Source organism: Chlamydia abortus (assembly GCF_002895085.1).
Classification (GTDB): domain Bacteria; phylum Chlamydiota; class Chlamydiia; order Chlamydiales; family Chlamydiaceae; genus Chlamydia; species Chlamydia abortus.
Map to the genome: position 1 here is coordinate 919,098 of NZ_CP024084.1, position 26,271 is coordinate 945,368.

Consider the following 26,271-nt stretch of genomic DNA (forward strand, 5'->3'; position numbering starts at 1 on the left):
TATAATGAATGCCTAAAAGACAAATTAAATAGATAAGAATTAGAGCGCAAGTATCGAGTGTTATAATGTTAAAAAACTATTTTTTGAAGATAGTATTTTCTGCTAAAGGGCAGCCTCTAGTTCTTTTCTTAGTATTGTTTGTTTTTATTTGTAGTGATATCTTTGCCCTTATTCTTAAGAAAAATCCTCATTTCTCACACTATCTATCGTGTACACCTAGGGTTTTTCTACGGTTTTTTTTGATTGGAGTTTTATTATGTCACCACCTCTTACTTTACAAGCAATGATTGCTAAAATTTTACAATTCTGGAGTGAACAGGGGTGTGTGATTCATCAAGGGTATGATTTAGAGGTAGGCGCAGGAACATTTAACCCAGCAACATTTTTGCGTGCTGTAGGCCCAGAGCCTTATCAAACTGCTTATGTAGAGCCTTCTAGACGTCCTCAAGACGGTCGCTACGGCACGCATCCCAACCGCCTGCAAAACTACCACCAACTTCAGGTACTGCTTAAACCCGTCCCCACAAATTTTCTCTCTTTATATAAAGATTCACTGCAAATGATTGGTCTGGATCTTCGTGAGCATGATGTTCGTTTTGTCCATGATGATTGGGAAAATCCTACGATCGGCGCTTGGGGTTTGGGTTGGGAAGTATGGCTAAATGGTATGGAAATTACCCAGTTGACCTATTTCCAAGCTATAGGAAGCAAGCCTCTCGATACCATTAGCGGAGAGATTACTTATGGCATTGAACGCATTGCTATGTACCTACAAAAGAAAAACTCCATTTTCGATGTTCTCTGGAGTGATGAACTCACCTATGGAGACGTTACTCGGGCGTCTGAGAAAGCTTGGAGTGAATATAATTTCGATGCTGCCAATACCCAGATGTGGTTAAAACACTTTGAAGACTTTGCTCAAGAGGCTTTAGCTGTCCTAGATAAAGGGTTACCCGTTCCTGCTTACGATTTTGTTATTAAGGCATCTCATGCCTTTAATATTCTTGATGCTCGAGGGGTGATTTCTGTTACAGAGCGTACCCGCTACATCACTAGAATTCGCCAATTAGCCCGTGCTGTGGCAGATGGCTATGTAGATTGGCGTGCCTCTTTAAATTACCCATTACTTCGCAACAGAAAAGCTGATGAGAATGTAGACACACAAATTCTTCCATGTCCTAAAATTGAAACTGCTAAAAATTTCCTATTAGAGATTGGTTCTGAGGAACTGCCAGCAACTTTTGTTCCCATGGGGATTCAGCAGTTAGAATCTTTAGCGAAGAAGCTTTTATCTGATTACAATATTGGCTATGACAGTTTAGAAGTCTTAGGATCTCCAAGGAGACTTGCGTTATTAATTTACAACTTAGAGCCGACAGCCATACAAAAAGCGAGTGAGAAGAAAGGCCCCGTCCTTTCCTCGTTATTTAGTCATTCCGGAGATGTGACTACGCAGGGTGAGCAGTTCTTTGCTACTCATCATGCGCATATCCGTCATTATAGCGAGCTTGCACAATACTCTTTGTTCGATATTCGTGAAGTCCAAGGTGTACGCTATCTTTTCCTTCTCTATCCCGAAGTACGTAAAGACACCGCTGCAATTCTATCCAATGAATTACCTAAATTAATTCAGTCTATGAAATTCCCTAAGAAAATGACCTATGACGATAGTGGTGTAGAATACGCTCGCCCTATTCGCTGGTTAGTTTCTCTATATGGGACCTCTGTGGTTCCTTTTTCCTTTGGAAAAGTTTCTGCTTCGAATATTTCTTGGGGGCATCGCCAGTTAGATCCTCGAGAAGTACAGATTCCTTCTTGTGAACGTTATGTAGATACACTACGTGATGCCTGTGTGATTGTGTCTCATAAAGAACGAAGAGAAATTATTGAACAAGGGTTAAAATCACATAGCTCGGATAATGTTTCGCCGATCACCAATCCTCGTCTACTTGAGGAAACCGTTTTCCTTACAGAGCATCCTTTTGTGACTTGTGGACAATTTGACCCTGAGTTTTGTTCGTTACCTAAAGAGCTTCTCATTGCTGAAATGGTAAATCATCAAAAATACTTCCCCACACAAAATAGAGCTCAACAAATTACCAATCAGTTTATTTTAGTTTGTGACAACTGTCCCAACGACATTATTATTCAAGGGAATGAAAAAGCCTTAACTCCCCGTCTCACCGATGGAGCTTTCCTCTTTGCCCAAGATCTAAAAACTCCATTAACAACTTTTGTGGATAAACTCAAATCCGTCACCTACTTTGAAGCTCTTGGCTCACTTTATGACAAAGTACAAAGGTTAAAAGCTCATAAGAAAATAGTTTACCCACTCCTACCTTTATCCTCTGAAGAAGACATAAACACAGCCATAGAGTTTTGTAAAGCCGACTTAGTTTCTGCTGTGGTTAATGAATTTGCAGAACTTCAAGGTATCATGGGGGAATATTACCTGAAACATGCGGGATTATCTCATGCATCTGCGGTAGCCATAGGAGAACATTTACGTCATATTACTTATGGTCAAACGGTCTCCACAACGGGAACTCTATTAAGTCTGCTAGATCGTTTCGATAATTTACTTTCTTGTTTTATATTAAATCTTCGGCCGACTTCGTCTCATGATCCTTATGCCCTACGCCGTCAGTCTTTAGAGATTCTTACACTGTTGCATGCTTCCGAAATTTCCCTGGATCTTGAAAGTCTACTTTATCATTTAGCGGATAACTTTCCTTCTACTGTTGAAGGGACTTCCTGGGATAAACCTGCGGTGATCAAAGATCTCCTAGCATTTATATGGGGAAGACTAAAAACCTTCTTAGCCTCGCTAGGATTCAGCAAAGATGAAATTGCTACTGTACTTTCTGACACCTCCGAGAAAAACCCTGTGGAAATTATAAAGTCTGCGACAGCCATTCAAGACATGAAAGCGCATCAAGGAGCTGCTTTAGAAAAAATTACAACGACGCATAATCGCTTAAAAAAGATTTTAGCTTCTTTGAAACTCTCTACTCATAAACACACACCCATGGAGCTGGATCTGCAAGAAGCCCGGCTACAAGCCGCTCTTGATCGATTTGATGCATCGGCAAATATTAAGAATAAAAAAGATTATTTCCTCTGTCTTGGAGAACTGACAGACGACATTAATACGTTCTTAAATGAAGTTCATGTGACTAGTGGCAGCGAAGAATTGAAAAACTTACGCATTCATCTGTTAGTAATGGCTATGGAGAAATTCTCTTCGTATCATTGGGAGTCTCTAAAAAATTAAGAGAAAAAAAAAGTGGCCTGATAGGTGCCTATCTATGGCCACTTTCTCAATTCTAAATGCATAAGATATTACAATTCCAATTGAGTGATATCTAGAACTGTGTCTTGTGATCCATCGACAATGACAGTGACTAAGAATACTCCGTGTCCAGCCTCAGGGAATTGTGTAGATGGGAATCTACTCTGAAAATCTTGAACTTTAGACGAATTTTCTTCATCACCGACTTCAGGTTGTAAAACTGCTATAACTGCTAGATCCTCTAGTGAACATCCAAAGAAATCACTGAGATCAAGCCCTTCCTCAATCAACTCTTCTAAAAGTGGGTTATGCTGACGACTCAGCAAAACAATGACCAAAGAAATACCTTCATCTTGGGCATGTTTTAAGGCTGCGTCATAATCTTGGAAGACACAAGTACAGCAATCCTCTGAAACCACTGTACTCATTGGCTCATCTATTGCTTGGACCAGCTGAGTGGGCAATAAGAAACATGATAATAAAGCTAATAAAATACGCATAAAATTACTTTCCCTAATTAAAATGCTCACCACAATAGCAGGACACAGAGAAAAAAGATATCCCGATTTTAGAAATTCTATCTCGGGATACTTCTAGGGAAAATCTATTTGACCACTAACGTATAGAAATCATTGGCTTTACAGAATCCTCTTGAGGCAAATCTATGGAAGCTATATCCATAATTTTTTCATCCCTATCGGAAACAGATAAGGTAATTAAGTATGTTCCCTTAAGATCTTTAACTTCTGGGAACAGCCCCTTAAAGTGTGCGATTTCTGCAAGCATAGGATCAGGAATAGGGGGATAGATTAACAAATTAATGCCTGTAGGACTCAGAACAGTAAAATTAGCATATTTACTTAGCACTGATTCTTCCATATTTACGGCCATAGAGAATAGCTGTTGGAAAGCAACCGTATTTTCATCACTGTATAGAACAATTAGAGTACTCAAGCCCTTCTCTCTTGTCGATTGCAAGCAATCGATATAAGAGTGAAATATAGAGGGGTGTTTTATTGAAATGTCTTCGATCTGTTGATCATTTTCTTCATCTTTCAACGATGTGGTTGTTTCTCCTCCGATGGCTGGTAGGGCTAACAACAGCGAAAGTATTGATAACAAGATGTGCATCAGGCACCTCCATTGCTAGTTTCAGTGAAACAAGAAAGGTTAGGATACCAAAGCCTTAGTTTTAATCATAGTCCATTTTAATTTTAAAATAATAATAACTTCAACGATCTAATTAAAGTATATAGAAATAAAACTTATAATATTAATTATCAGGCATTTGGAAGTATATGCCTGATAATTTTCGACCATAACAGCTTAGCCTTATGGGTCCATAAAATTGGACACAGAAGCAGGAATGACTCTGAGTACTTTGTCATAACCCTTAGGGCTTATAGTAATAAGAACCACGCAAGGTTCTTGAAGATCTAACTCCCAGAAACGATCCTGGAAATCCCCCATATACAACACCATGGGATCGATCTTAGGATAATAATCCGTAGAACTAATGAGACCTCGTTGAAAGACAACGATATTACAGAAATCTGCTAAAGCTTTGGGGAAACAAAAATCCTTATCGGCGAGGTGTGACCAAATTTTTGCAGAACTAGGGTTGAAAAAAACGAAAATACAACACTTGCCCTTTTTCACAGCATCTTGATAAGCGGAGGAATACGAATAATATACTCTTTCTCCATTAGAAAGTTGTACATATTGCGGAGGGGAAAACTTGTTGGGAATAGCATTTTCTTGATCCTTTAAAGGCAACTCCCGCCCCCACATAGATAAAGAAGAGGTGAGCAAAAAAAGAACAAAACAACAAAAACGCATAAACATTATCCCTATGTATCAAGGTTGATGAAAGCAAAACAGGCTGCGATTTTCCATCAACAGCCGGCTAAATTCTCGAAAAAGGATAAAACAACAGAGATATAAAATCACCATTTGTAAAAAACTTTATTACAAAATGTGAACAAAAACTCTAGATAACCCCGTTTTTGGCTATTAAAGTTTCTAACTCGATTGCCTGCTGATTTTGCCACTCTTGAAGTAAAACAGAAGCACCGTAACCCAAACCAGCAACCTTAGCGAATTCACCTGCACGTACAACTAAAGAGCTACGACGTGCAGCCGCTAACCCCATAGCTTCCGAAACAATGAATCCTCGAGTGTGATTGGATTCCGCGATCGCCCCCCCACAACATAAAGCCCAGGAGAGAATTGGCAAAAGAAACTTAAAAGTTTTCATAAAAATCAACAAATTAACAAGTTAACAACGCAACATTTTATATTAAACTTATTAATTTTTCAATCTTTACAAAATGTTTATAATTAATTAGGCCAAAACTATAAATAGAGAAACTAACATGCCTGTGGCTCTAACAGAGTAATGACGACTCTATCTTTACGTAGACGAACGTAATCCTCTAGAATGGACAGCTTTTCTTCGTGAGCACTTTTCGATTGCCTTGATAAGGGGTGGCATTGCTCTTTCCATTGGCGATCTGCGAGCTTTTGTAAAGATTGTACAAACACTGTTTCGAGGCAATCGGTATTCATACGACGTTTGATGAGTAATTCTATAATGACCCGATCTTCTAATAAGGAGAGAGCTTCGTCAAAAGGAAGATTGCTTTGGTGTTTTTCGTAATAGGCAATGAGATGAGAAAATAGTTTCCTACATTCCGGATGTTTGAAATCCATAGCTGTGAAGTAATGTTTCGCTGTATGTGGGATACAAGTTTGGTGGGTTTTACAAAATAACATACAGCGCAAAACATCTGTTTCAATAATCACATCCGAATGAATTTTCGGTAATTTCTCTTTATTCACTAAAGAAGATTTCGCGGGTGTCATCCCCGATTCTAGTTTCGCTAGAGAAAATACCATACTTTCGGGAATCATCATTAAAGAAGCTAATTGCTTGAGATGTTCATAAACAACAATGGGGTTCCCCCATTTTTTAATTTGTGTGATCGTCTCCTCAATGACTAGAGCCTTTTCTCTTGGAGAGAAATTCGGATACACGCGCATTTTTTGACTGATAAGAAAAGTCAGATAATCTTCACTTTGATCTAATAATTCTCCAAGAGGCCGGGCTCCCTTATGCATCAAAAAAGAATCCGGGTCTTCTCCTTGAGGTAGACGGCATACCATAGCAGCAATGCCCGCCATCTGACACATATCGCCAACGCGTACGGCTGCTTTGATGCCAGCATCATCACCATCAAAAAGTAAATATGCTTTAAGCACTCCTAGTTTACTTAACTCTTTTACGTGATCTTCAGTAAATGAAGTGCCCTGGGCAGCCAAAGTACAATTAAATCCCGAGTCTATCATTTGCAAGCAATCCACTTGCCCTTCAACTAAAATCACGCGTTTTTCTTTTGCGATTCTTCTTCGTGATAGATGGAGTCCGAAAAGAGCTCGGGATTTCTTAAAGATTATTGTCTCAGGAGTATTAACATACTTACTCCCCCGTGTGTTTTCCAAAAATTTTCTTGATGAAAAACCAATAGTATGCCCTAGAGAATCGTGTATAGGAAAGATGATTCTACGAGAAAATAAAAACCATTTATTCCCTATAAAACCTGCATCTTCCAGTTGTTTTTCTGAAATATTTTTTTCTCGCATGGCGTGAACAAATAGAGTTTGTTCAGGCGCATAGCCTAAATGAAAACACCCTACTGTATCAGGAGAAAATCCTCGACGATATAAATATTGTAAAGCCTCCCTACCCTCAGCAAGCTGATACAAACAAAAACGAAATAGTTTTTCTGCCTCAGCGTTAATCTGTCGCAATTCGTCCTTAGCCCCTGTAGCAAACGGTGATTGGACATCTTTCATCTTAATCACAAGGTCAACATGGAACTTCTTTGATAAGGTGAGAACAGCTTCACTAAATGAATACCCAAGATGATTCATTAAAAAGCTAATGGCATCGCCATGAGCTCCGCAGCCAAAACAGTGATAATATGCACCTGTGGGATTAACAATAAACGAGGGGGTTTTCTCAACATGAAAAGGACAACACGCTTTATAGGTACCCCCACTTCTTTTTAAATGGAGGTGTTCCGAAAGCACTTCGATAATATCAATGCTGTGTCTAAGATTATCTAAACTTTCTTCCGTGTACATAGAGTATCGTCTTCGTTGTTCCTTGGTTATGCCATAATCGCCGCTTTAAAAGAAAGGCGGCTCGTCCTATGAATCAGCTATCAACAAAGCTCTAAGAGAAACCTATCTTGATCCCGAAGAATAAATATAGTAACCTAGCAGGCTAACGCATAGGAAAATTCGGCAAAATCTCTATGGTCTTTTACAGGAGTTTGCTAATCTAACCAGCAGTTATGAATTTATGGAATAGCAACATTGCTAGGCGTTCTCTTCCACTAGACTAGGTTAATCTCTAGGTAATACTTTTCCCCAAAGAAGAACTATGACATCAAAAAAAACTACACCTATGATGAAGCAATGGCATCAATGTAAAGAGAAAGCAGGAGAGTCGCTCCTTCTCTTTCGTATGGGGGATTTTTATGAGGCTTTCTATGATGATGCTATTGTACTCTCTCAAAATCTAGATATTACTCTCACACAAAGACAAGGAATTCCTATGAGTGGCATTCCTGTATCTACAATTAATGGCTATATAGATCGCTTGGTGAGTAAAGGGTTTAAAGTTGCTGTTGCTGAGCAACTGGATGAGGCGCAGGATAACAAAGGAAAGTCTGAACCTTTATCGAGAGAGTTGCAAAGATTTATTACTCCAGGGACACTGCTCTCATCTTCATTACTTCCTGAAAAGGCCAACAACTACATCGTATCTATCAACCGTGTTGGAGCACTTTTTGGATTGGCATGTTTAGATTTCTCTACAGGATCCTTTCTGCTACAAGAATATGATAACATGAAAGATCTTGTAGACGAAATTTGCCGTTTAGCACCCACGGAAATCTTAAGTTGCGACAAGTTCTATAAAAAACATGCTGATATCATCGAACAAATTCAACAACATTTAAAACTTACTTTATCTACTTATGCGGACTGGGCGTTTGAGCATCAGTTTGCCACTCAAAAGTTATCTTTGCATTTCCATGTGTCATCTTTAGATGGATTTGGTCTTAAAGGTCTCGTCCCAGCCATCAATTCTGCTGGTGCCTTACTTTCTTATCTCCAAGATAAGCTCCTCTTACCCGTGGAGCATATTTCCATACCTAAAACACAAGGGAACCAAAAACACCTACTTATAGATACTGCATCTCAGGTAAACCTTGAGCTATTGACTCCCATTCACGATCCTCAAGGGAAAAGTTCTCTGCTGCATGTTATGGAACGTACCAGCACTCCTATGGGAGGTAGGTTATTACGCAATACATTAGTGAATCCTTTTTATGATCAAAAAGAAATCCTACTACGTCAAGATGCTGTAGAATTTCTTTTAGATCGTTCAGAATTAAGGAAAAACCTTAAATCTTTGCTTTCTCAAGTCCGTGACCTTGAACGTTTAACTACGAAAATTACTACCTCGTTAGCCGGTCCCAAAGATATTGGGATGCTTCGCGACTCATTAAATGCAAGTATACGTGTATGTGAGGTCCTTTCTCCTTTACCCTTACCAAAATTTTTCCAAGGGAGATTTACTTTACCTATAGGTCTAACTTCTTTATCGGAATTACTTTCTCGTGCTCTTTTAGGAGAATTACCTTTAAGAATTTCCGAAGGTAATATTTTTTGTGATAATCATCATCCTGATCTGCAACGCCTACGCTATACCAAGGAACATTCAAAGGAATGGTTATGGCAATATCAGGAAACCATTCGCCAGCAAACAGGAGTGAAAAAACTTAAAGTTTGTTACTCCCAGGCGCTGGGTTACTATATAGAAGTAAGTAGTGATTTTGCTCCTTTATTACCCAAAGAATTTATCCGGCGTCAATCACGTCTACACGCAGAACGTTTCACAACTGAAAAACTGCAAGAATTTCAAGACGATATGTTAAATATCTCAGACAAACTGCAGACGTTAGAAACGCAACTATTTAAAGATTTATGTGCACAAATTCTTCAACAGCGCGAAGAAATTCTGTCCCTGTCTCAAGTGATCGCGGATATTGACTACATCCTTTCTCTGTCTGATCTTGCAGCAGAGTATAATTACTGTCGTCCTATCGTAGACACCAGCGACTCTCTATCGATATCAGGAGGGATTCATCCTGTTGCTCAAACTCTATTAGATAAGGGAACTTTTATTCCTAATGATATAAAAATGCACAGCACGCGAACGCGAATGATTTTAATTACTGGGCCGAATATGGCAGGGAAGTCGACATATATCCGCCAAATTGCCCTACTTGTCATCATGGCACAAATGGGTTCGTTTATTCCTGCGAAATCTGCCCATATTGGTATGATCGATAAGATTTTCACGCGCATAGGTGCTGGAGACAATCTATCTAAAGGGATGTCAACATTTATGGTAGAAATGGCAGAAACTGCCAATATCCTACATAATGCTACTGATCGATCTTTAGTTATACTTGATGAAGTGGGTCGTGGGACAAGTACCTACGATGGTTTAGCCATTGCACAATCTGTCGTAGAGTATTTGCTATTCACTGAAGGGAAAAAAGCAAAAACACTGTTTGCAACGCACTATAAAGAACTTACAGATTTAGAAAATCACTGCCCACATGTAGAAAATTTCCATGCCAGCGTGAAGGAAAATGGTGGGCAACCTGTGTTCCTCTATGAGATTCTTAAGGGACATTCTCAGAAAAGTTTTGGAATACATGTTGCGAAACTTGCTGGCTTTCCTCTTTGTGTGATATCGAGAGCGCAACAGATCTTACGTCAATTAGAAGGCCCGGAAGCGACTTCTAAACAACCTCAAGAAAAAGAGCTGCAGCTCACATTGTTTTAAATCATGCGTGTAGAGGATTTTACTCCGAAACTGATTCCGGCATCTCCAGGTGTTTATCTCATGAAAGACAGCTCTGGAGAAGTATTGTATATCGGGAAAGCAAAAAACTTACGCAATCGCATAAGCACCTACTTTCGCAAAGACGGGGATTCTAGAGAAAGAATTCCTTTTCTCATGAAAAAAACAACAGACATAGAAACAATTTTAGTTTCTAATGAAACGGAGGCTTTTCTTTTAGAGAACAACCTAATAAAAAAGTATCATCCGAAATACAATGTTCTTTTAAAAGACGATAAAACCTTTTTTTGCCTAGCCATATCTCTGACTCATCTTTGGCCGAAAATAGATGTTGTTCGTACTAAAGCAGTTACTTCTTCGAAAAAGCAGATCATTTTTGGTCCGTATGTGAGTGCAGAAGCCTGTCGCACACTTTTAGAAGTTATCAGTCAGTGGTTCCCTTTGCGCACCTGTTCTAACCGTGAATTTGCTTCAAGAAAACGTCCGTGTATTCTTTATGAGATGAAACGCTGTTTAGCACCTTGTGTGAACTTATGTTCTCATGAGGAATATGAACAAACTTTAGATAAGGCCGTGTTATTTTTAAAAGGCCAAATCTCGGAAATCGTCCAAGATTTAGAGAAGTCTATCGAGAAAGCCTCTAAAGAACAAAAATTTGAACAAGCAGGGATGTATTACCGGACATTAAAACTGATCCAACAAGCTATGGAAAAACAGCATGTAGAGAAATTCCATTTTCAAAATATAGATGCTATTGGTCTCTATCGAAAATACCAAAAGACTGTTATCACTGTATTAACAATCCGTTCTGGGAAGTTACTCGGAGCGCGTCATTTCCCGTTTTCAGAAAATGCTCAAGAAGATGCCGATGTGCTTTCCTCTTTTATATTGCAGTACTATACAAACCAACCTCAAACGCCTAAAGAAATTCTTACTCCTATTCCGCTAAATATTCCTGATCTTCCGTCTTTATTAAATAAAGATACCCCGCCACAGCTACGTTCTCCAAAAACCGGTTATGGTAGAGAATTGCTCAACTTAGCCAAAAATAATGCTCAGGTGCATGCAGAGACAACTATACAATCCTCGGCACTACCTTATGAGGAGTTGAAGAAAATTCTGAAATCTCCTGATTATCCTTACCGTATAGAGTGTTATGATAATGCGCATCTACAAGGATCTCATGCTGTTGGCGTATACATTGTCTATGAAAACGACGCCTTGTCTCCCAAAGACTACAGGACATTCTCTATTTCCTCTTCTGCTTATAATGACTTAGCTGCTTTCCATGAGGTGTTATCTCGTAGGTTTATCTCGCTCACTTCATCTATTCCCGATATGATTCTTATCGATGGAGGGCGCACGCAATACGCACAAGCAAAGAAAACATTAAAAGAACTCAATCTTACAGGGATTCAAGTTGTTTCCATAGCTAAGGAAGCAGGCAACCACAGCGGCTCATTAAAAAACGAAAAACTATTTTGTGATACGTTTCCCCAAGGAGTGCTACTCCCTCCCACATCAAAGCTATTGCAATTTTTCCAGAAACTTAGGGATGAGGCACATAGATTTGCGCTCAGTAGGCATCGAAAAAAGCGTCACAAAGACTTCTTATTACCCAAAGAAAAGATTCCCGGAATTGGCGAGATCAAAAGAAAACGTTTATTACAAAAATTTAAAAGCTGGGAACAAGTTATGAAAGCTTCCCAGGGAGAGCTGGAAGCTATCCCTGGGCTCACGAAAAAAGACATTCAACATGTGCTGGCTAAGCAAGCTGAAGATACGTATCTAGAAGACTGAACAGTGGCTTACTCTTCAACTTCTTCTTTTATCTCCTCTAAAAAGTCCTCTGCTGAGGGTAAATCTGCTACACATAATTCTTCTATTTCATCCTCTGACTCTGATTCAGAGCGATCCTTAGGTTGCGTTAACCCTTTGATAATCACATGAACTGAAGCGACGTGAAGACCTGTATACTCTGATATTTCAGACACTATACATCCTTGGATTTCTTCAGTTTTTTCTGGTATAGAAACACCATAATCAACGTTGACTTCGACACGAACTTTGACTAAATGATTTTTAGAATCTTGTTCTACATAGATGCCCTTCATTCTCTCGATATCTCTACCGAATAAGGTATCAATTAAATTCCCCCCTAAAAGAGAAACTCCGTTGATTTTAGCTAAACAATGCAAAATAATGACTTGAATTACACGAGTTTCTATATCACGGCTAAATACAGTCTCTGGAAACTCAATTTCTTTCACATCTAATTTTAAATTCTGCTTATCCATATTCCTCCTATGTGCCTATTTCGCTAGCGAGAAATGTACTCTATAGAAATAATAAACGCTAGTGATTAGTCTAATGGTCAACCGGTTAATATGCTACCCTCAATGCTACCTATTTCTTTTTTTCTGATTTACATTCTGTTAGGGTTTGTATCCGCTTATTTGGCCGTGAAAAAAAATCGTAACCCGATCGGCTGGTTTCTTGCGGGAATGTGTTTCGGCTTCTTCGGGATCATTATTCTTCTTATTCTTCCTGATCTCCCTCCAAAGAATGATAACTCTACCCCCTCTTCCGAGGAAAACGAACCGTCTAATAATATTTTACATTCTATTCTAGAAGATTCTTCTGTAATTTCATCTCCGCCCCCTGTGACGCAGGTTCCTAGGGATACAGAAAAATGGTTTTATCTAAATAAACAAAAAGAAAATGTCGGTCCTTTGTTTTTAGAGGACTTACTGGTATTCCTGAGAGACAAAAACAAACACGCTGAAGAAAACACAAATCCGGAGGATATCTGGGTATGGAAAAAGGGCATGGAAAACTGGGAGAGAGTCAGAAACATCCCAGAATTAAATGAGGCGTTAAAAATTCTTAAGTAAAAAACAAAAAATCTTTAACACCCCTTCTATCATCGTGGGTGTGGTAGGAAGATTCTCTACCAGCTTGCTTTGACAACTCCGGGAATTTCACCCATAGAAGCCATCTGTCTAAAACAAATTCTAGAAATAGCGAACTTTCTCAAATAACCACGAGGACGACCCGTTAACAAGCATCGATTATGTAAACGAATAGGAGCCGTGTCTCTTTTCATTTTATTCAGTGCAACACGTGCATTTTCTTTTTCTTCTTCGCTAGCGGTTAAGCTTTTTGCAATTTTACGAAGCTCGCTTCTTTTTTTGTAGTTCGCCTCTACTAACTTTCGGCGCTTATTTTCTCTCGCTACTGCTGACTTTTTCGCCATGCGTTCTTACCTAAAACTTATTAAATTATTTTTTACGCGCAGGCCCTGCTTGACGTTGCTTACGATTGGGGTCTATCTTATTGATAACATAAAGACGCCCTTTACGACGAACAAGCTTATCTCCCTTTGAAGGATCTGCTTTAATAGATGAACTCACTTTCATGAAAATTATCCCCTCGTGGTCCCTCTCGATAATGCTGAGAAAGACGCTCTAAATTATGGAATATCGCTAAAAGGGACTAATTTAACCCCTTCCGTACTTTTTGACAACAGGAGACTTAAGCTGATGACAAGTTCCGTGTGCAAACGCGATAATCTCTTCAGTCCTCTTGAACTTATTCACCCAATTTTATAAACTTACGAGGAGTTTTTTCTAGTGTAATTATTCGATGAGCTAGAAAACCTAGAAACCAATAGGAAGGTACTGTGAAACGAACTTATCAACCTAGTAAAAGAAAGCGTCGAAATTCTGTAGGTTTCCGTGCTCGTATGGCTACAAAAAACGGAAGAAACTTACTGAATCGCCGTCGTCGTCATGGCAGACACAATCTAATCGACCTATAAAATATTTTGTTTTGTGTATCGATCAACTTTACCCAAGCGCGCTCGTGTATTAAAGAGACGGCAATTTCTTTATATATCACGAGCAGGATCTCGCTGCCAAGGTAGTCAGGTGATTTTTCATGTTGCTCCATCTAAATATCCTGGATGTTGCAAGCTGGGCATAACTGTGTCCAAAAAGTTTGGGAAAGCGAATAAAAGAAATTATTTTAAACGTATTGTGCGCGAGGCCTTTCGTTTAAAGCGTCACTCTCTTCCTTCTTGTCAAATTGTTGTCATGCCCAAAAACAAACACCGACCTAAATTTGAAGAGTTGCTTCAAGATTTTACTCAACAAATTCCAGAAGCACTCAACAGCAAATTCTCGAAAAATAAGTCTACGATTGGTGGCGAATATAGTCCAAAGAATGAGCAATGTGAGAGCGAACTTCCTTAGGAGCTGTTTCGAAAGCAACTTCAGCGTGTTGTAAAGCACTTTTCCATTGATCCGAGTCTAGGTAAAACTGAGCTATCATCATCTCGATTCTCCAGACATTTTCCTGATCCTGGTGTCCGAACTCTGTCAAATAAGCTTCTAAAGGTGCAATGACTTGACTAGGGTCCTGACTCACTCCTTCTTGAGATCTTTTAGCCAATTCTTGGAACTCAATTAAAGCGACAGTAAAGTGTGTATGTTTTTCATTTTTAGGATCTTGATCGAGTAATTTACGCTTTACTTTTTGACACTCTTCAGAATCCATTTTACCGCTTTCAACAAGAAGACGATATTTTTCTGATAGGAAGAAGTAATCATCATTGCGTACTCCCAATTCTAAAGCCTTGGCTATGAAATCCTTGCATGAGATCTCTTCAGAAAGTCGGTAATACTTCTGTAGTTCTTCCATAGACAATGTGTGCATAACTGGATAGACATTGTTGAGTAGACAGTCACTTTCAACAATATGGCATAAGCTTTCACCTAGATTTTCTCCAGTTTCATTACCAAAAGACCCGATTTTATAAATTTCTCTTCCATCATGAGAGAGTAAAAGAAGAGAAGGAAACTCATCAATTTTGAACTTAGTTTTTAGATATGTATTTTGTGCATGTAGGGCTTCACTTTGAGAAGAATGCCTAGGAAAATCTACTGCCAAGCAGATGAAATTCCCGTTTATCTTTTGAGCAAATTCCGTAGAATCCAGAACCTCTTTACGAATCTTCATGCATAAGGCATTCCAATCGGAACCGGAAAAAAAGATTAACATGGGCAATGCGGAATCGCGGCTTTTTTTCACAGCTTCGTTATAATCTAGATGCCAAGAAATCTTAGAAGAACTCTCTTGAACAACGCCATGCAAACTTACAGAACTTGCACCTAATAGAAACGTTGTTAATACCTTCAGTTGCTTCAAAGAATATTTCTTCACAATCTGTAACAGGATCATGGGCTTCCTCTCCTTCTCCTAGTGAATAGGACGCAACTCGTTCTATTTAGGCGTCACAGAATGCTCTCAGGGCATTCTATCAACCATTCTTGTTGTATAGTCTTTTTTTTATTAAAACGAAATAAAAAACACCACTTAAAAGTTTTAATCTCTTTCTACAATCAAACAGATATTCTATGGGATTAAATAATCATGTGTTTCTTAGGAATATTTATGCGTAAAATCCTTAGAATAACTCTTTTTCTAAATAATCCTAATTGACTAGTTCTCTCGCTGAGTTCCTTAGAAAACCATGGATTGGGAAACTATCTTGTGTTAAAGTTTCAACAAAAACATTCATTTTTCGTATTGAGGCGTTAGTCTAGCACCTTGAAACAAGCCTAATCTACGCTCTCACCGGTATAAATCTAGAACCTTTGAGAGTCTGCTCATGAGACAATCATCCGACAACAGACAGAACCTGTATTTATATAATACCGCATCGAGAACAAAAGAACTTTTTTCTCCCTCTAATGATCCTGTCAAATTGTATACCTGTGGTCCTACAGTATATGACTATGCGCATATCGGAAATTTCCGTACGTATATATTTGAAGATTTATTAAAACGGATTCTTTTGTTCTTTGGATACTCTGTAAAGCATGTGATGAATATTACAGATGTTGACGATAAGACCTTGGCTGGTGCGTGTAAAAACAATATCTCTTTGGATACCTATACAGCTCCGTTCATACAAGCCTTTTTTAAAGACGTTGCCACGCTGCATATCCTACCTGCGGATGCTTATCCCCGTGCTACGCACTATATCCCTCAAATGCTCGTGGCTATCCGCAAGCTTCTAGATGATGGCATCGCCTATATAGGCCAAGATCACTCGGTTTATTTTTCTATAAAAGAGTTCCCTTCCTATGGGAAGTTATCTCAGTTACAGTTACAAAATTTGCAATGTTGCTCTAGGATAGCTTCCGATGAGTATGACAAAGAAAACCTTTCGGATTTCGTATTATGGAAAGCATACGATAAACATAGAGACGGTCATATTTATTGGGAGAGCCCATTTGGCAAAGGTCGCCCGGGTTGGCATTTAGAATGTTCTATCATGGCTATGGAACTTCTTGGGCCTTCTATTGATATCCATGCAGGAGGTGTAGACAACATTTTCCCGCACCATGAAAACGAGATTGCCCAGTCGGAATCTTTATCTCACCAGCCTTTTTCTCGTTACTGGCTCCATTCTGAACATCTTCTTGTTGATGGGAAAAAGATGTCGAAAAGTTTAGGGAATTTTTTCACGCTAAGAAATTTGTTAGATCGTGGATTTTCTGGAGCAGAAATTCGCTATATGCTCTTACAAAGCCATTATAGAATGCAATTGAACTTCACTGAAGAAGGCCTCATGGCTTGCCGTCAAGCGTTAAAACGCTTACGTGATTTCATTTCTCGATTAGAAAGTCCCTACCCTGAAAGCGCCACTATTTCTGAAGGTATAGACCAGTGCGGGCAACGGTTTTTACAAGATTTTTCCAACGCTATTGCCAACGATTTAAACATAGCGGCCGCGCTTGCATCCCTTTTCGATTTTATTCATCAGACAAACTCACGGATTGATCAATCGCACTTCACACAGGCGGATAGCCACTATGTTTTGGACATTTTGAAGAAAATTAACACCGTACTTGGTGTTATTCCCTTCTCTACATCCTTAGAAATCCCTAGTGAAGTTGCCCGACTTGTTGAAGAACGAGAAATTGCCCGCAAGGAGAAAAACTGGAAGCAAGCGGATGTTCTTCGGAATCAAATTGCTTCTTTCGGCTATGTTGTTGAAGATACAAAATCAGGGCCTAAAGTAAAAAAATACTAGTCCTTTTCTGATTCTAAACGACGCATAGCTGGGAAATACAATACATCACGTATAGAGGCAGCATTTGTAAGAATCATGACCAAACGATCGATACCGATACCAAATCCCCCTGTGGGAGGCAAACCTTGGCACAGGGCTTCTAAAAATTCTTCATCTATAGGATGGTATTCACTATCTGGATCTAAAGCCTTTTTTGCCTGTTGTTGTTCTAAAAGTACTCTCTGACGCAAAGGATCATTCAACTCTGAATAGGCATTACAAAGCTCTTTACCCAAGCAAAAACTTTCAAAGCGCTCGACAAAATCCGCATCTCCTGAGCGCAAAGATTTACATAAAGGCGTCGTCTCTACAGGATGATCTGTAATATGATGAGGCGCAATTAATTTATCGCAGACTAACTCGTCAAATAATGCTGCGATTAATGAGCCTCTGGGAGCTGTCATGTACGATTCTTCAGGTAATGAAGAACATTCTTTTAAAATTTTTCGCAACTCATGATCTCCATGAAGATCCACATCGACGCCTCCATATGTCTTGATACTATCTTTCATAGTCATGCGAATCCAAGGAGCTTTAAAATCAATGGATACTGGCCCTTGTTTTAAATGTGTATAGGTCAAGACTGTACTCCCATCGTTCAACTCACAGACGAGATGTTCAACGAGATTCTCCACATAGGTCATGACACTGTGATAGTCTATATTCGTTGCATAAGCTTCGATTATGGTAAATTCAGGATTATGGGTTCTATCGATCCCTTCGTTCCTAAATACTTTTCCGATTTCGTAAATACGTGGGGTGCCTCCAACAAGGATTTTCTTTAAAGAAATCTCTGGAGAAATCCGTAGAAATACTTCTGAGTGCAAAGCATTCAACATGGTGATAAAAGGTGTGGCTTCAGCGCCACCATACACATTTTGGAGTATAGGAGTTTCTACCTCTATGAATCCCTGAGCATCCATATAGTGACGGATTAATTTGATGATTCGACTTCTTTTTAAGAAAGTTTGCCGCACTTCATCGGAGGCAATGAGATCCAACCAACGCTTTCTATAACGGGTTTCTTTATCACTTAGGCCGGCGTGTTTATCGGGAAGAGAAATTAAGGATTTACACAATAGTGAGACGGTTTCCACAAGAATGGTTAACTCTCCGGAATGTGTGAAAAATAGATACCCTTCGATTCCTAAAATATCACCGAGATCAAGCTTTTTCTCTATAAATTTTATTGGGGAAATCTCTGCATCTACAGGGAGACCTGCAACTGAAGAAAAATCCCTATTAAACATCACCTGGATCTTTTGATCATTATCTAAAATCTGCGCAAAAGCGTTCTTTCCCATAGAGCGGAAAAGCACCATACGCCCTGAGATTTTTACCTTAGGGGTTTCTTTATTAGTAGCGTCTTCGCTATTCCCGAGAGGTTGGGAGATATATTCTTTTTTTATGTCCTCAACACTCGTGGTTCCGGGGAATTCATAAGGATAGGGATTCATACCTAAATCAACTATCTCTCGAAGCTTGTTACTTCTGTGGAGAAAATCTTCTTGTTTTAGGTACTCAGCTTCTGTAGACATCGTTTTTCTAAATCCTTTTATCTATTTCTTCTTTTCTAAAGACTGTTCTAGTTATCACGTAATCCAGACATAAAAAATTCTATACGATCGAAAGAAAAGAAAGTTAAAAGTTCATTGTAAAGTGGAGATTTTCTCAAAAACAACAAAAAAGATGAACGTTTAATTAAGAGAAAATGAGAACTTTAGAGAGGAAAACCTCCTCTCTAAAATTCTTTAAGAAGAAATTCGCTATTTTGTACGCAAAGCAGCTTTGATTTTTTGAACGTAACTCTCACCACCGCCGTACTCGAATCCCATTCGAGCTTTCTCGACTCCATGAGCATCAATGAACACTAATGTGGGGAATCCATTTACACCGTATTTTGCTTTTAAAGCTTGATTTTGTTGTTTTAGATCTTCAGGTTGGCTAGCAGATTGTGGGAAATTCAGCTCTACCATGTGTAAGTGCTCATGCGCATACTGTTGAAATTCAGTAGTATTTAAAATCTGATCTTGCATCTTCATACACCAGATACACCAATCAGAGCCTGTAAAAAACAAACCAATATATTTTTTATCTTTTTTGGATTGTTCGACAGCATTATTGTAACTTTCCCACTGTACTCCAGAAGTGTTAACCACGTGTACAGTAGATTTATCGATCCCTTTTTGGTAATGAGAACGCCTTTTTGCTGCACAACAAGGCAGTGTAAGTAATAAACAGAGGGCTATTAAACTTCCTTGCAACCAACGTTTCATGCTCATCCTCTTAAAAAAATAATATAGAATTTTCCTTTAATCACCGAGTGTACCATCCTAATTATGCGCAAAAGCCAAGGAGATTTTCACATCGGAGAACTAAAGAGCATAGATGAATAAACCATCTATATCTATAGTGAATCCTTAGATATCTTTGCTATGTATATATATGACTCATCCTGATATTTCTTCTATTTTGCAAGAAATAATAGATCGCTATTCAGAGTACTATTATCCTTCTCTATCACAACTTATTCCTCTAACTTTCCCATGCGGACACAGCCCGGCTCCTATAAAAGCTTCTGTGGTACAAGAAAAACGTATGGCACAACCGCTTGTTGCTGATAAAAAATTAGACAAGCCTTTATCCAATCCAGTTCAAGATAGTGAAGCCCCTCCTCCCCTACCTATGGCTCACGAGCGCTTAAAAAAATCTTCCTGGGAGTGCGTTCCTCTCCCTCCTGATCTTTCCAGAGAAGAAATCTTGAAGTTTCGCTATTCTACTTTGCAAGCACATTGTTTAAAAACACCTTTGGATATACCTTGTGGGATCTTCGTAGATGAAGAAAAAGATGAGGAAATTTTATTTTTTAATAGATTATCAAAAATTCTTACTCAACAAATTTTCCCTTCTCGGCTCATTTTATCCACAAGTCATAAAGAGATTTTTCATAAAAATACGGGGCTGTCTTTATGTCTAGCACCTTTAACAATGATGCGTTATAAGATCCCCAATGTACGTTATCATCAATCTTTCGTGAAAGATGGGTGCACTTGGATTCCTATTTATTCTTCAGTATACTATGAAAATGATCCGCAATTGAAACGAGATCTATGGGTAATATTGAATCAACTACCTTTCGCCTATACGCAGAAGTCATAGTAAACTCCAATATCAATCAGGTATTAGACTACGGGCTCCCTCATCATCTCGAGCACATTACTAAGGGTACTGGTGTTAGCGTTTCCTTACGGGGAGCAAAAAAATATGGCATAGTCCATCAGATTAAAACACAAACAGAATGTAAACGAGTTCTTCCTGTTTTAGGTGTTATTGATTCTGGAATTATACTCCCTCAAGATCTTCTAGAACTGATGTTTTGGATGAGTCAATATTATTTTGCGCCTTTGGGTAGGACGCTGCGTTTAGTGCTTCCGGGAATATCTTCTAGTATCATACAGCCAAAACAGCAGTATCGCGTCCTACTCAAGCAAAGCAAAGCGAAGACTAAGGAGATAATTCTTGCTATTCAAAAAGAATCTCCTGCGCAAGCAGCGACTTTAAAAACATTATTATCGTGTAGCTCTCCTCCTGGTCTTTCCGAACTGATGGACAAGGCTAAGGTATCACAATCTCCGATCCATTCTTTAGAAAAACTGGGGGCTATTGAAATCGCCAGTGCTGCAGATCTTGAAATTCAAGAAGATCGTCTTACGTTCTTCCTTCCTGAAGCCCATGTGCTACATCCGCAACAACAAGATGCCGTGGATAAAATTTCTTCGTCCTTATCTTCAGGGAAATTTCAGACACATCTGATTTTTGGTGTTACAGGAAGTGGAAAAACAGAAGTCTATTTCCAAGCTATTCGTGAGGCAAGGAAATTAGGGAAAAGTGCGATCCTTTTGGTTCCTGAGATTGCTCTTACAATACAAACAGTGACCTTATTTAAAGCTCATTTTGGAAAAGAAGTGGGTATTCTCCATCACAAGCTGAATGACAGTGATAGAAATAAAACCTGGAGAGACGCGTCAAACGGAAATATTCATATCGTTATAGGTCCAAGATCGGCATTGTTTTGTCCTTTACAGAATTTAGGACTGATCATCGTTGATGAAGAACACGATCCTGCCTATAAACAAAGTGAAAGCCATCCCTGTTATCATGCTCGAGATGTTGCTGTTATGCGAGGGAAACTGGCAAATGCTACTGTAATATTAGGCAGTGCAACTCCTAGTTTGGAGAGCTATGCCAATGCTTTATCAGGGAAGTATATTCTTTCAGAATTATCATCACGTGCTGCTTCTGCCTATCCTGCGAAGATTTCTCTTATCGATATGAATATGGAAAGAGAACAGACAAAGACAAAAACATTATTCTCTCAAGCTGCACTGAACAGTATTGAAAAACGGCTCGCTGTTGGAGAACAAGTCTTAGTTTTCTTTAATCGACGTGGCTACCATACAAACGTGTCTTGTTCTTCGTGTAAACATACGTTGAAATGTGCACACTGCGATATGGTATTAACTTTCCATAAATATGCGAATGTTCTTCTCTGTCATCTTTGTAATTCTTCCCCTAAAAACCCTCAGACATCGTGTCCAAAATGTCATGGCACCATGACTTTACAATATCGTGGATCGGGGACAGAAAAAATAGAAAAAGTATTGCATAATATCTTCCCACAAGTGCGCACTATCCGTATTGATTCGGACACCACGAAATTTAAAGGAAGTCATGAATCTTTATTAAAGCAATTTGCCACAGGAAAAGCGGACATACTCATTGGAACACAAATGATAGCGAAAGGGATGCATTTTCCTGCTGTGACTTTAGCCATCATTTTAAATGGTGATTCTGGTTTGTACATTCCTGATTTCCGCGCTTCTGAACAAGTATTTCAATTGATCACACAAGTCACAGGAAGGTCGGGAAGGAGCCACCTCCCTGGGGAAGTCTTGATTCAATCGTTTCTTCCTGATCACAGCACCATTCGCTGTGCTATCAGACAGGACTATCGAGCATTTTACCACCAAGAAATCCCTGGGAGGGAATTGTGCAGCTACCCGCCATTTGTGCGTCTTGTTCGCTGTATATTCATAGGAAAATGCCCCAACCTCACGCGGAAAGAAGCGCAAAGAATCCACTCCATACTTAAAGAGAAGTTGGATACTCATACCCAATTAATGCAAATCACACCGTGTGGGCACTTCAAAATTAAAGATGTATTTCGGTATCAATTTTTAATAAAAAGCAAGCAAGTTTTGCCTGTAAATAAAAAACTCCATGAAGCTTTACTAACGGCAAAACTGTCTCCCAAAGTCAAATTCATGATTGACGTCGATCCGACAACCACATTTTTCTAGATAGCTATGCAAAACAGCAATCAAGAGATCCACTTCATCTTGATGGTTAAACGCATGGAAATTGACTCGTATAAAAGGCTTATCGGTAAAATTCACCCAGCTTACACGTAAGTTCGCCTCGTTAAGAAGGGAAACCAAAAGATCACGATGTAAATCCTGTAAGAACACAGGTTGTCCACAACCTTGGGAACTCAAACCAAAATACTGCTGAAAATACGCTTGAAGGGCAAAAACCTGTTTACGAGCGAGCTCCCCTGCGACTAACAAATGATCATATGCAGCACTGATGGCTATCAATGCGTGAGGGGCCAGTGCTGTAGTATAGCGTAATGGTGGGGAGTTCAACAGCAACTCGGTTTTTACTTCTGAGGAAGAAAGAATCGCTGCTCCCATGGCTCCCATAGCTTTACTATAGGTAACAAGAACGGCATAAAAATTCTCATATCCCCATGTGTGGCAGAACCCACGCCCTTCCTCACCAAAAATGCCCATAGCATGAGCTTCGTCTACGATAAGGTGAGCATGATATTTTCTTGAAAGAGGTAAAAGTTCTTCAAGAGGAGCTAAAGTTCCCAAGAAAGAGTATACCGAACAAACAAAAATGAAAATTCTTCCTGAGGAGACGGCTCTATGAGACATTAATAGAGATTCTAGAGCGGTTAAATCATTATGAGGGAACGATTGATGTTTTCCGGATATCATTTTTAGACTCTGTACAACGGATATATGTACAGACGCATCCCAAAAGACCATATCGGTATCTTTAGAAATGTGATAGCAGAAGCCTAAATTAGCCATATAGCCACTGTGCACAACAAAAGCAGCCTCCGCTTGATGGAATTGTGCTATCTTTGTCTCTAGTTTTTGTAGAGTTTGGGAAGGGCCTACGATAGCACGAGAACCACATGCTCCAAGTTGGGCGTGAGGAAATTGTTCACAATATACACGGTAACGTCTCTCAACTTCATTGACTAATACTGTAGAGCGAGAGAAACCTAGAAAATCGTTAGTTACAAAATCTATTGGGCATTCACTCATTAAAGATCTTTTCCTTGAAATCTAGTATCTTTAACTATTCAAGTGTCATTTTAGTCCCCATGAAACAGAGAAAGAGCTAGAGAATTTAAAGCTCGGTAATCAGGTTTTCCTGAGCCCAGCATCGGGATAGATTCCAACTGATGCTGATAGGATATCTTCATTATGCTACTTGTTTTTAAGTTTTTTAGGATATCATTTACTTCATTGAGATGGGTAGGAAACGTCGTAAATAAGCAGAGTTTGACTTTCTCTCCGGGTATACCACAAACGATCAAAGAAATATCATCGCGCTCATCAGGAAGCCCAAAACCTTCAATGAGTAAGTTTTCCAAAGCCTGCAAACTAATCATTTCGCTGCCAATTTTTACGAAACGACTCAGTCTACCTTGTAAAAACAACTGACCATTTCTATCTAAATACCCTAGGTCTCCTGTCACGTACCAACTTGCGCCTCCAAGGTGTACAAAACCTTGATGAGGATCTGCTTCCAAATAGCCGGAAAACAGTGAGGTACCTCGGATAAGAACTAAACCAACTTCTCCAGAAGACAGGGGAACATAAGTCTCTTCTGAAACGATCATAATGTCCATACCCTCAATAGGGACACCAACACAACGTTCATTTTTAGGACTATTCTCATCATTAACCGTAATCACAGGAGAGCACTCGGTGGTGCCATATCCTTGACGAAGAGCAATATGAGGAAAATATCTTTCAGTTTTATCTCTTAAAGAGTCTTTAAAAGCGTCTCCTCCGACAACAACAAAACGCAAAGAGCTTAAAGTAGATTCTTGTTTTTTCGCTGTTTTCAAAATGTAATCGAAAAAGATGGGTGTAGTACCTAAAAAGGTAGCATGCGTCTTATCTATAAATTCTACGATCTTTTTGGGTTGCAAAGGATTATAAGAAAACACTACGGACACTCCTGCAAGCATAGGTAAGAGAGCACAGCAGTTAAACCCATAAGCGTGGAATGGGGGAAGAAACGACATCATGACATCGTTTTCTACAGGATCAAAAAATCGTAAACAGGCACGTTGGTTCGCTATAAGATTTGCATGGGTTAAGGGAACGCCTTTAGGAAGTTTTTCTGTCCCGGATGTAAACAAAATAACGGCAACATCCTCCTGATTCTGCTCTGAAAGATTGAACAAGCGCAACAACCAGTTGTGTGGGAGAGATAGATAAAAAGCTATACGTATCTTATCCCAAAGGGAAAGTTGTTTACGTATATTTTCCATATAAATTAGCTTTGCTGGATACTCTACGCCATCACCGTGAATCTCGTGTAAGTGCTCAACCAGTTGCTTCGAAGTTAGGATATGCTCTACATGTGCTAGAGCAATACAGGCTTCCATTTCTCGAAGTCCTTGACTCCAATTGATCATGACAGGAACTTTCCCGGATAACAGCACAGCGAAATACGCAATATAGGCCCCAGCCGAGGCTGGCATCATAATTCCGATATTTTTGCCAGGATATTGAAATACTTGTAAGGACAACGCAATCATAGCCTTAAGCATAGCATCATAGGATAAAATCCCTAATTGCTCATCCCAGCAACTCGCTGCTGATCCCATTTCCGAACAGAGTTTTAAAAACTTCTCTAAAACAGTCCGTCCGTCGCGCAAACCTATACGGCGCTTTTTAGAATAATTCCAACGCTTATGCATATACCCTTCCCTTATATTAGGCATAAGGAACTTCTATAGGAAAACTTTCTTTATCTTCGTTAAACCACGAAGAAAGAAAAGCATTCAAATCCTGTTTCGTGGGGAATTGCTTCAAGAATTCGTTATTTATTTGGTGTATAGTCACTTTCACAGAGCGTTTTGGCATGAAAAATATCCCCCGTCGCAATAGGGACTTCATTGCCTCTTTGAATACTACGCCCAACTTCGGGATAGATTGAGTTTTATATCTTGAGAAAGCGCTCCCCCATAATCCGTTAATGCGTATCAAAAATACGTTGCACGCCTTAGATTTATGCAATAACACGTATGCCGAATACTGATTAACTATTTCTTCTTTGCCATTTCTTGATAACCGTCCGGAAGGATACAGCAATACACTGCCTTGATTATCCAAGACATGAATAGTTTGATTATAGAAATGTTCCATCTGTTCGACAGTTTTTTTACATTCTCGGCCGGGAACAACTGTGGGAACAGGTATAGCGCCAACAGAATTTAAGAACCAACGCACTATAGGATTCTTAAATAAATAACTCACTGCCAGGGGGCGCAAATGAAAACGCGGCCAAAATAAATATTCAAGAATTACAGGATCGATTTCGGCTACATGGTTGGATAAAAATAGACACCCTTGATTAGGGTTAGGATGTATAGACTTTAGGCCTTCTAATTTTATCTTGTAGCGCAACTTCAAGGCAAAACCAACCAGAAAAGCATACGTAGCTTCATAAATAGTTCGCCATACCTTAAGTATCATAGGTAACCCTTTCCCATAACAAATTCGCTTACACCCCCTCTAG

23 protein-coding genes are annotated in these 26,271 nt (G+C 39.2%); 9 read left to right on the forward strand and 14 right to left on the reverse strand.

Features of this window, described 5'->3' with window-relative positions; genetic code table 11:
• Positions 1-256: 256 nt before the first annotated feature.
• Entirely contained in the window at positions 257-3,274 is a 3,018-nt protein-coding gene (locus CHAB577_RS04160) for a glycine--tRNA ligase (RefSeq protein WP_011097334.1), read from the forward strand.
• A gap of 68 nt (positions 3,275-3,342) precedes the next feature.
• On the opposite strand, the gene CHAB577_RS04165 is transcribed toward CHAB577_RS04160, so the two are convergent.
• From CHAB577_RS04165 to dnaG, 5 genes are all read right to left on the reverse strand, one after another.
• Positions 3,343-3,792 (reverse strand): CT795 family Sec-dependent secreted effector, encoded by a 450-nt coding sequence (locus CHAB577_RS04165; protein ID WP_173024165.1) that lies wholly within the window; start codon positions 3,790-3,792, stop codon positions 3,343-3,345.
• Between the two features lie 115 nt (positions 3,793-3,907).
• Positions 3,908-4,423 (reverse strand): CT795 family Sec-dependent secreted effector, encoded by a 516-nt coding sequence (locus CHAB577_RS04170; protein WP_006344400.1) that lies wholly within the window; start codon positions 4,421-4,423, stop codon positions 3,908-3,910.
• A 201-nt stretch (positions 4,424-4,624) separates the two neighbouring features.
• Positions 4,625-5,131 (reverse strand): CT795 family Sec-dependent secreted effector, encoded by a 507-nt coding sequence (locus CHAB577_RS04175; protein ID WP_173024166.1) that lies wholly within the window; start codon positions 5,129-5,131, stop codon positions 4,625-4,627.
• 151 nt (positions 5,132-5,282) lie between these two features.
• Positions 5,283-5,549 carry a hypothetical protein gene (locus CHAB577_RS04180; RefSeq protein WP_035395359.1) on the reverse strand — a complete coding sequence of 89 codons (267 nt, stop codon included), beginning with the start codon at positions 5,547-5,549 and terminating at the stop codon, positions 5,283-5,285.
• A 113-nt stretch (positions 5,550-5,662) separates the two neighbouring features.
• Positions 5,663-7,438: a DNA primase gene (gene dnaG / locus CHAB577_RS04185; RefSeq protein WP_011097336.1), complete on the reverse strand. Its 1,776-nt coding sequence runs from the start codon at positions 7,436-7,438 to the stop codon at positions 5,663-5,665.
• 301 nt (positions 7,439-7,739) lie between these two features.
• Between dnaG and mutS the strand changes: the two genes are divergently transcribed.
• On the forward strand, positions 7,740-10,220 hold the full coding sequence (gene mutS / locus CHAB577_RS04190; protein ID WP_011097337.1) for a DNA mismatch repair protein MutS: 2,481 nt from the start codon (positions 7,740-7,742) through the stop codon (positions 10,218-10,220).
• Positions 10,221-10,223: 3 nt separating this feature from the next.
• Positions 10,224-12,038, forward strand: a complete 1,815-nt coding sequence (uvrC, locus tag CHAB577_RS04195; RefSeq protein ID WP_011097338.1) for an excinuclease ABC subunit UvrC — start codon at positions 10,224-10,226, stop codon at positions 12,036-12,038.
• Positions 12,039-12,046: 8 nt separating this feature from the next.
• On the opposite strand, the gene CHAB577_RS04200 is transcribed toward uvrC, so the two are convergent.
• Complete coding sequence (locus tag CHAB577_RS04200; RefSeq protein WP_006344406.1) at positions 12,047-12,535, reverse strand: Asp23/Gls24 family envelope stress response protein; 489 nt, start codon at positions 12,533-12,535, stop codon at positions 12,047-12,049.
• 90 nt (positions 12,536-12,625) lie between these two features.
• Between CHAB577_RS04200 and CHAB577_RS04205 the strand changes: the two genes are divergently transcribed.
• On the forward strand, positions 12,626-13,132 hold the full coding sequence (locus CHAB577_RS04205) for a DUF4339 domain-containing protein (RefSeq protein WP_011097340.1): 507 nt from the start codon (positions 12,626-12,628) through the stop codon (positions 13,130-13,132).
• A 56-nt stretch (positions 13,133-13,188) separates the two neighbouring features.
• On the opposite strand, the gene rpsN is transcribed toward CHAB577_RS04205, so the two are convergent.
• Positions 13,189-13,494 (reverse strand): 30S ribosomal protein S14, encoded by a 306-nt coding sequence (gene rpsN / locus CHAB577_RS04210; protein ID WP_006344408.1) that lies wholly within the window; start codon positions 13,492-13,494, stop codon positions 13,189-13,191.
• A gap of 25 nt (positions 13,495-13,519) precedes the next feature.
• Complete coding sequence (gene rpmJ / locus CHAB577_RS04215; RefSeq protein WP_006344409.1) at positions 13,520-13,657, reverse strand: 50S ribosomal protein L36; 138 nt, start codon at positions 13,655-13,657, stop codon at positions 13,520-13,522.
• A gap of 263 nt (positions 13,658-13,920) precedes the next feature.
• On the opposite strand from rpmJ, the gene rpmH reads away from it, so the two are divergent.
• Both rpmH and rnpA read left to right on the forward strand, forming a co-directional pair.
• A complete protein-coding gene (gene rpmH / locus CHAB577_RS04220) occupies positions 13,921-14,058 on the forward strand; it encodes a 50S ribosomal protein L34 (RefSeq protein WP_006344410.1) in 138 nt (45 codons plus the stop codon).
• Positions 14,059-14,071: 13 nt separating this feature from the next.
• A complete protein-coding gene (gene rnpA / locus CHAB577_RS04225; RefSeq protein ID WP_011097341.1) occupies positions 14,072-14,491 on the forward strand; it encodes a ribonuclease P protein component in 420 nt (139 codons plus the stop codon).
• On the opposite strand, the gene CHAB577_RS04230 is transcribed toward rnpA, so the two are convergent.
• The gene (locus tag CHAB577_RS04230; protein ID WP_011097342.1) at positions 14,433-15,479 is read right to left on the reverse strand and encodes a thioredoxin family protein; all 1,047 of its coding nucleotides are present in this window, start codon (positions 15,477-15,479) and stop codon (positions 14,433-14,435) included. The two genes, rnpA and CHAB577_RS04230, sit on opposite strands and share 59 nt — an antisense overlap.
• Before the next feature lie 430 nt (positions 15,480-15,909).
• On the opposite strand from CHAB577_RS04230, the gene cysS reads away from it, so the two are divergent.
• Positions 15,910-17,340 (forward strand): cysteine--tRNA ligase, encoded by a 1,431-nt coding sequence (gene cysS, locus CHAB577_RS04235; RefSeq protein ID WP_011097343.1) that lies wholly within the window; start codon positions 15,910-15,912, stop codon positions 17,338-17,340.
• On the opposite strand, the gene lysS is transcribed toward cysS, so the two are convergent.
• A complete protein-coding gene (lysS, locus tag CHAB577_RS04240; protein WP_011097344.1) occupies positions 17,337-18,917 on the reverse strand; it encodes a lysine--tRNA ligase in 1,581 nt (526 codons plus the stop codon). The two genes, cysS and lysS, sit on opposite strands and share 4 nt — an antisense overlap.
• A 228-nt stretch (positions 18,918-19,145) precedes the next feature.
• Entirely contained in the window at positions 19,146-19,655 is a 510-nt protein-coding gene (gene dsbH / locus CHAB577_RS04245) for a disulfide reductase DsbH (RefSeq protein ID WP_041461348.1), read from the reverse strand.
• Positions 19,656-19,824: 169 nt separating this feature from the next.
• Here dsbH and CHAB577_RS04250 point away from each other — a divergent pair, with 169 nt between their 5' ends.
• Positions 19,825-20,538, forward strand: coding sequence for a hypothetical protein (locus CHAB577_RS04250; RefSeq protein WP_006344416.1), 714 nt, complete (start codon positions 19,825-19,827; stop codon positions 20,536-20,538).
• Positions 20,490-22,739, forward strand: coding sequence for a primosomal protein N' (priA, locus tag CHAB577_RS04255; protein WP_086393209.1), 2,250 nt, complete (start codon positions 20,490-20,492; stop codon positions 22,737-22,739). Before CHAB577_RS04250 ends, priA begins: the two co-directional genes overlap by 49 nt.
• Here priA and CHAB577_RS04260 read toward each other — a convergent pair.
• From CHAB577_RS04260 to CHAB577_RS04270, 3 genes are read right to left on the reverse strand one after another with little or no spacing between them, the layout of a single operon-like run.
• Positions 22,671-23,777 (reverse strand): aminotransferase class I/II-fold pyridoxal phosphate-dependent enzyme, encoded by a 1,107-nt coding sequence (locus CHAB577_RS04260; protein WP_011097347.1) that lies wholly within the window; start codon positions 23,775-23,777, stop codon positions 22,671-22,673. The two genes, priA and CHAB577_RS04260, sit on opposite strands and share 69 nt — an antisense overlap.
• Positions 23,778-23,827: 50 nt before the next feature.
• Complete coding sequence (locus tag CHAB577_RS04265) at positions 23,828-25,450, reverse strand: AMP-binding protein (protein WP_041461366.1); 1,623 nt, start codon at positions 25,448-25,450, stop codon at positions 23,828-23,830.
• 16 nt (positions 25,451-25,466) lie between these two features.
• The gene (locus tag CHAB577_RS04270; RefSeq protein ID WP_011097349.1) at positions 25,467-26,228 is read right to left on the reverse strand and encodes a lysophospholipid acyltransferase family protein; all 762 of its coding nucleotides are present in this window, start codon (positions 26,226-26,228) and stop codon (positions 25,467-25,469) included.
• Positions 26,229-26,271: the final 43 nt, after the last annotated feature.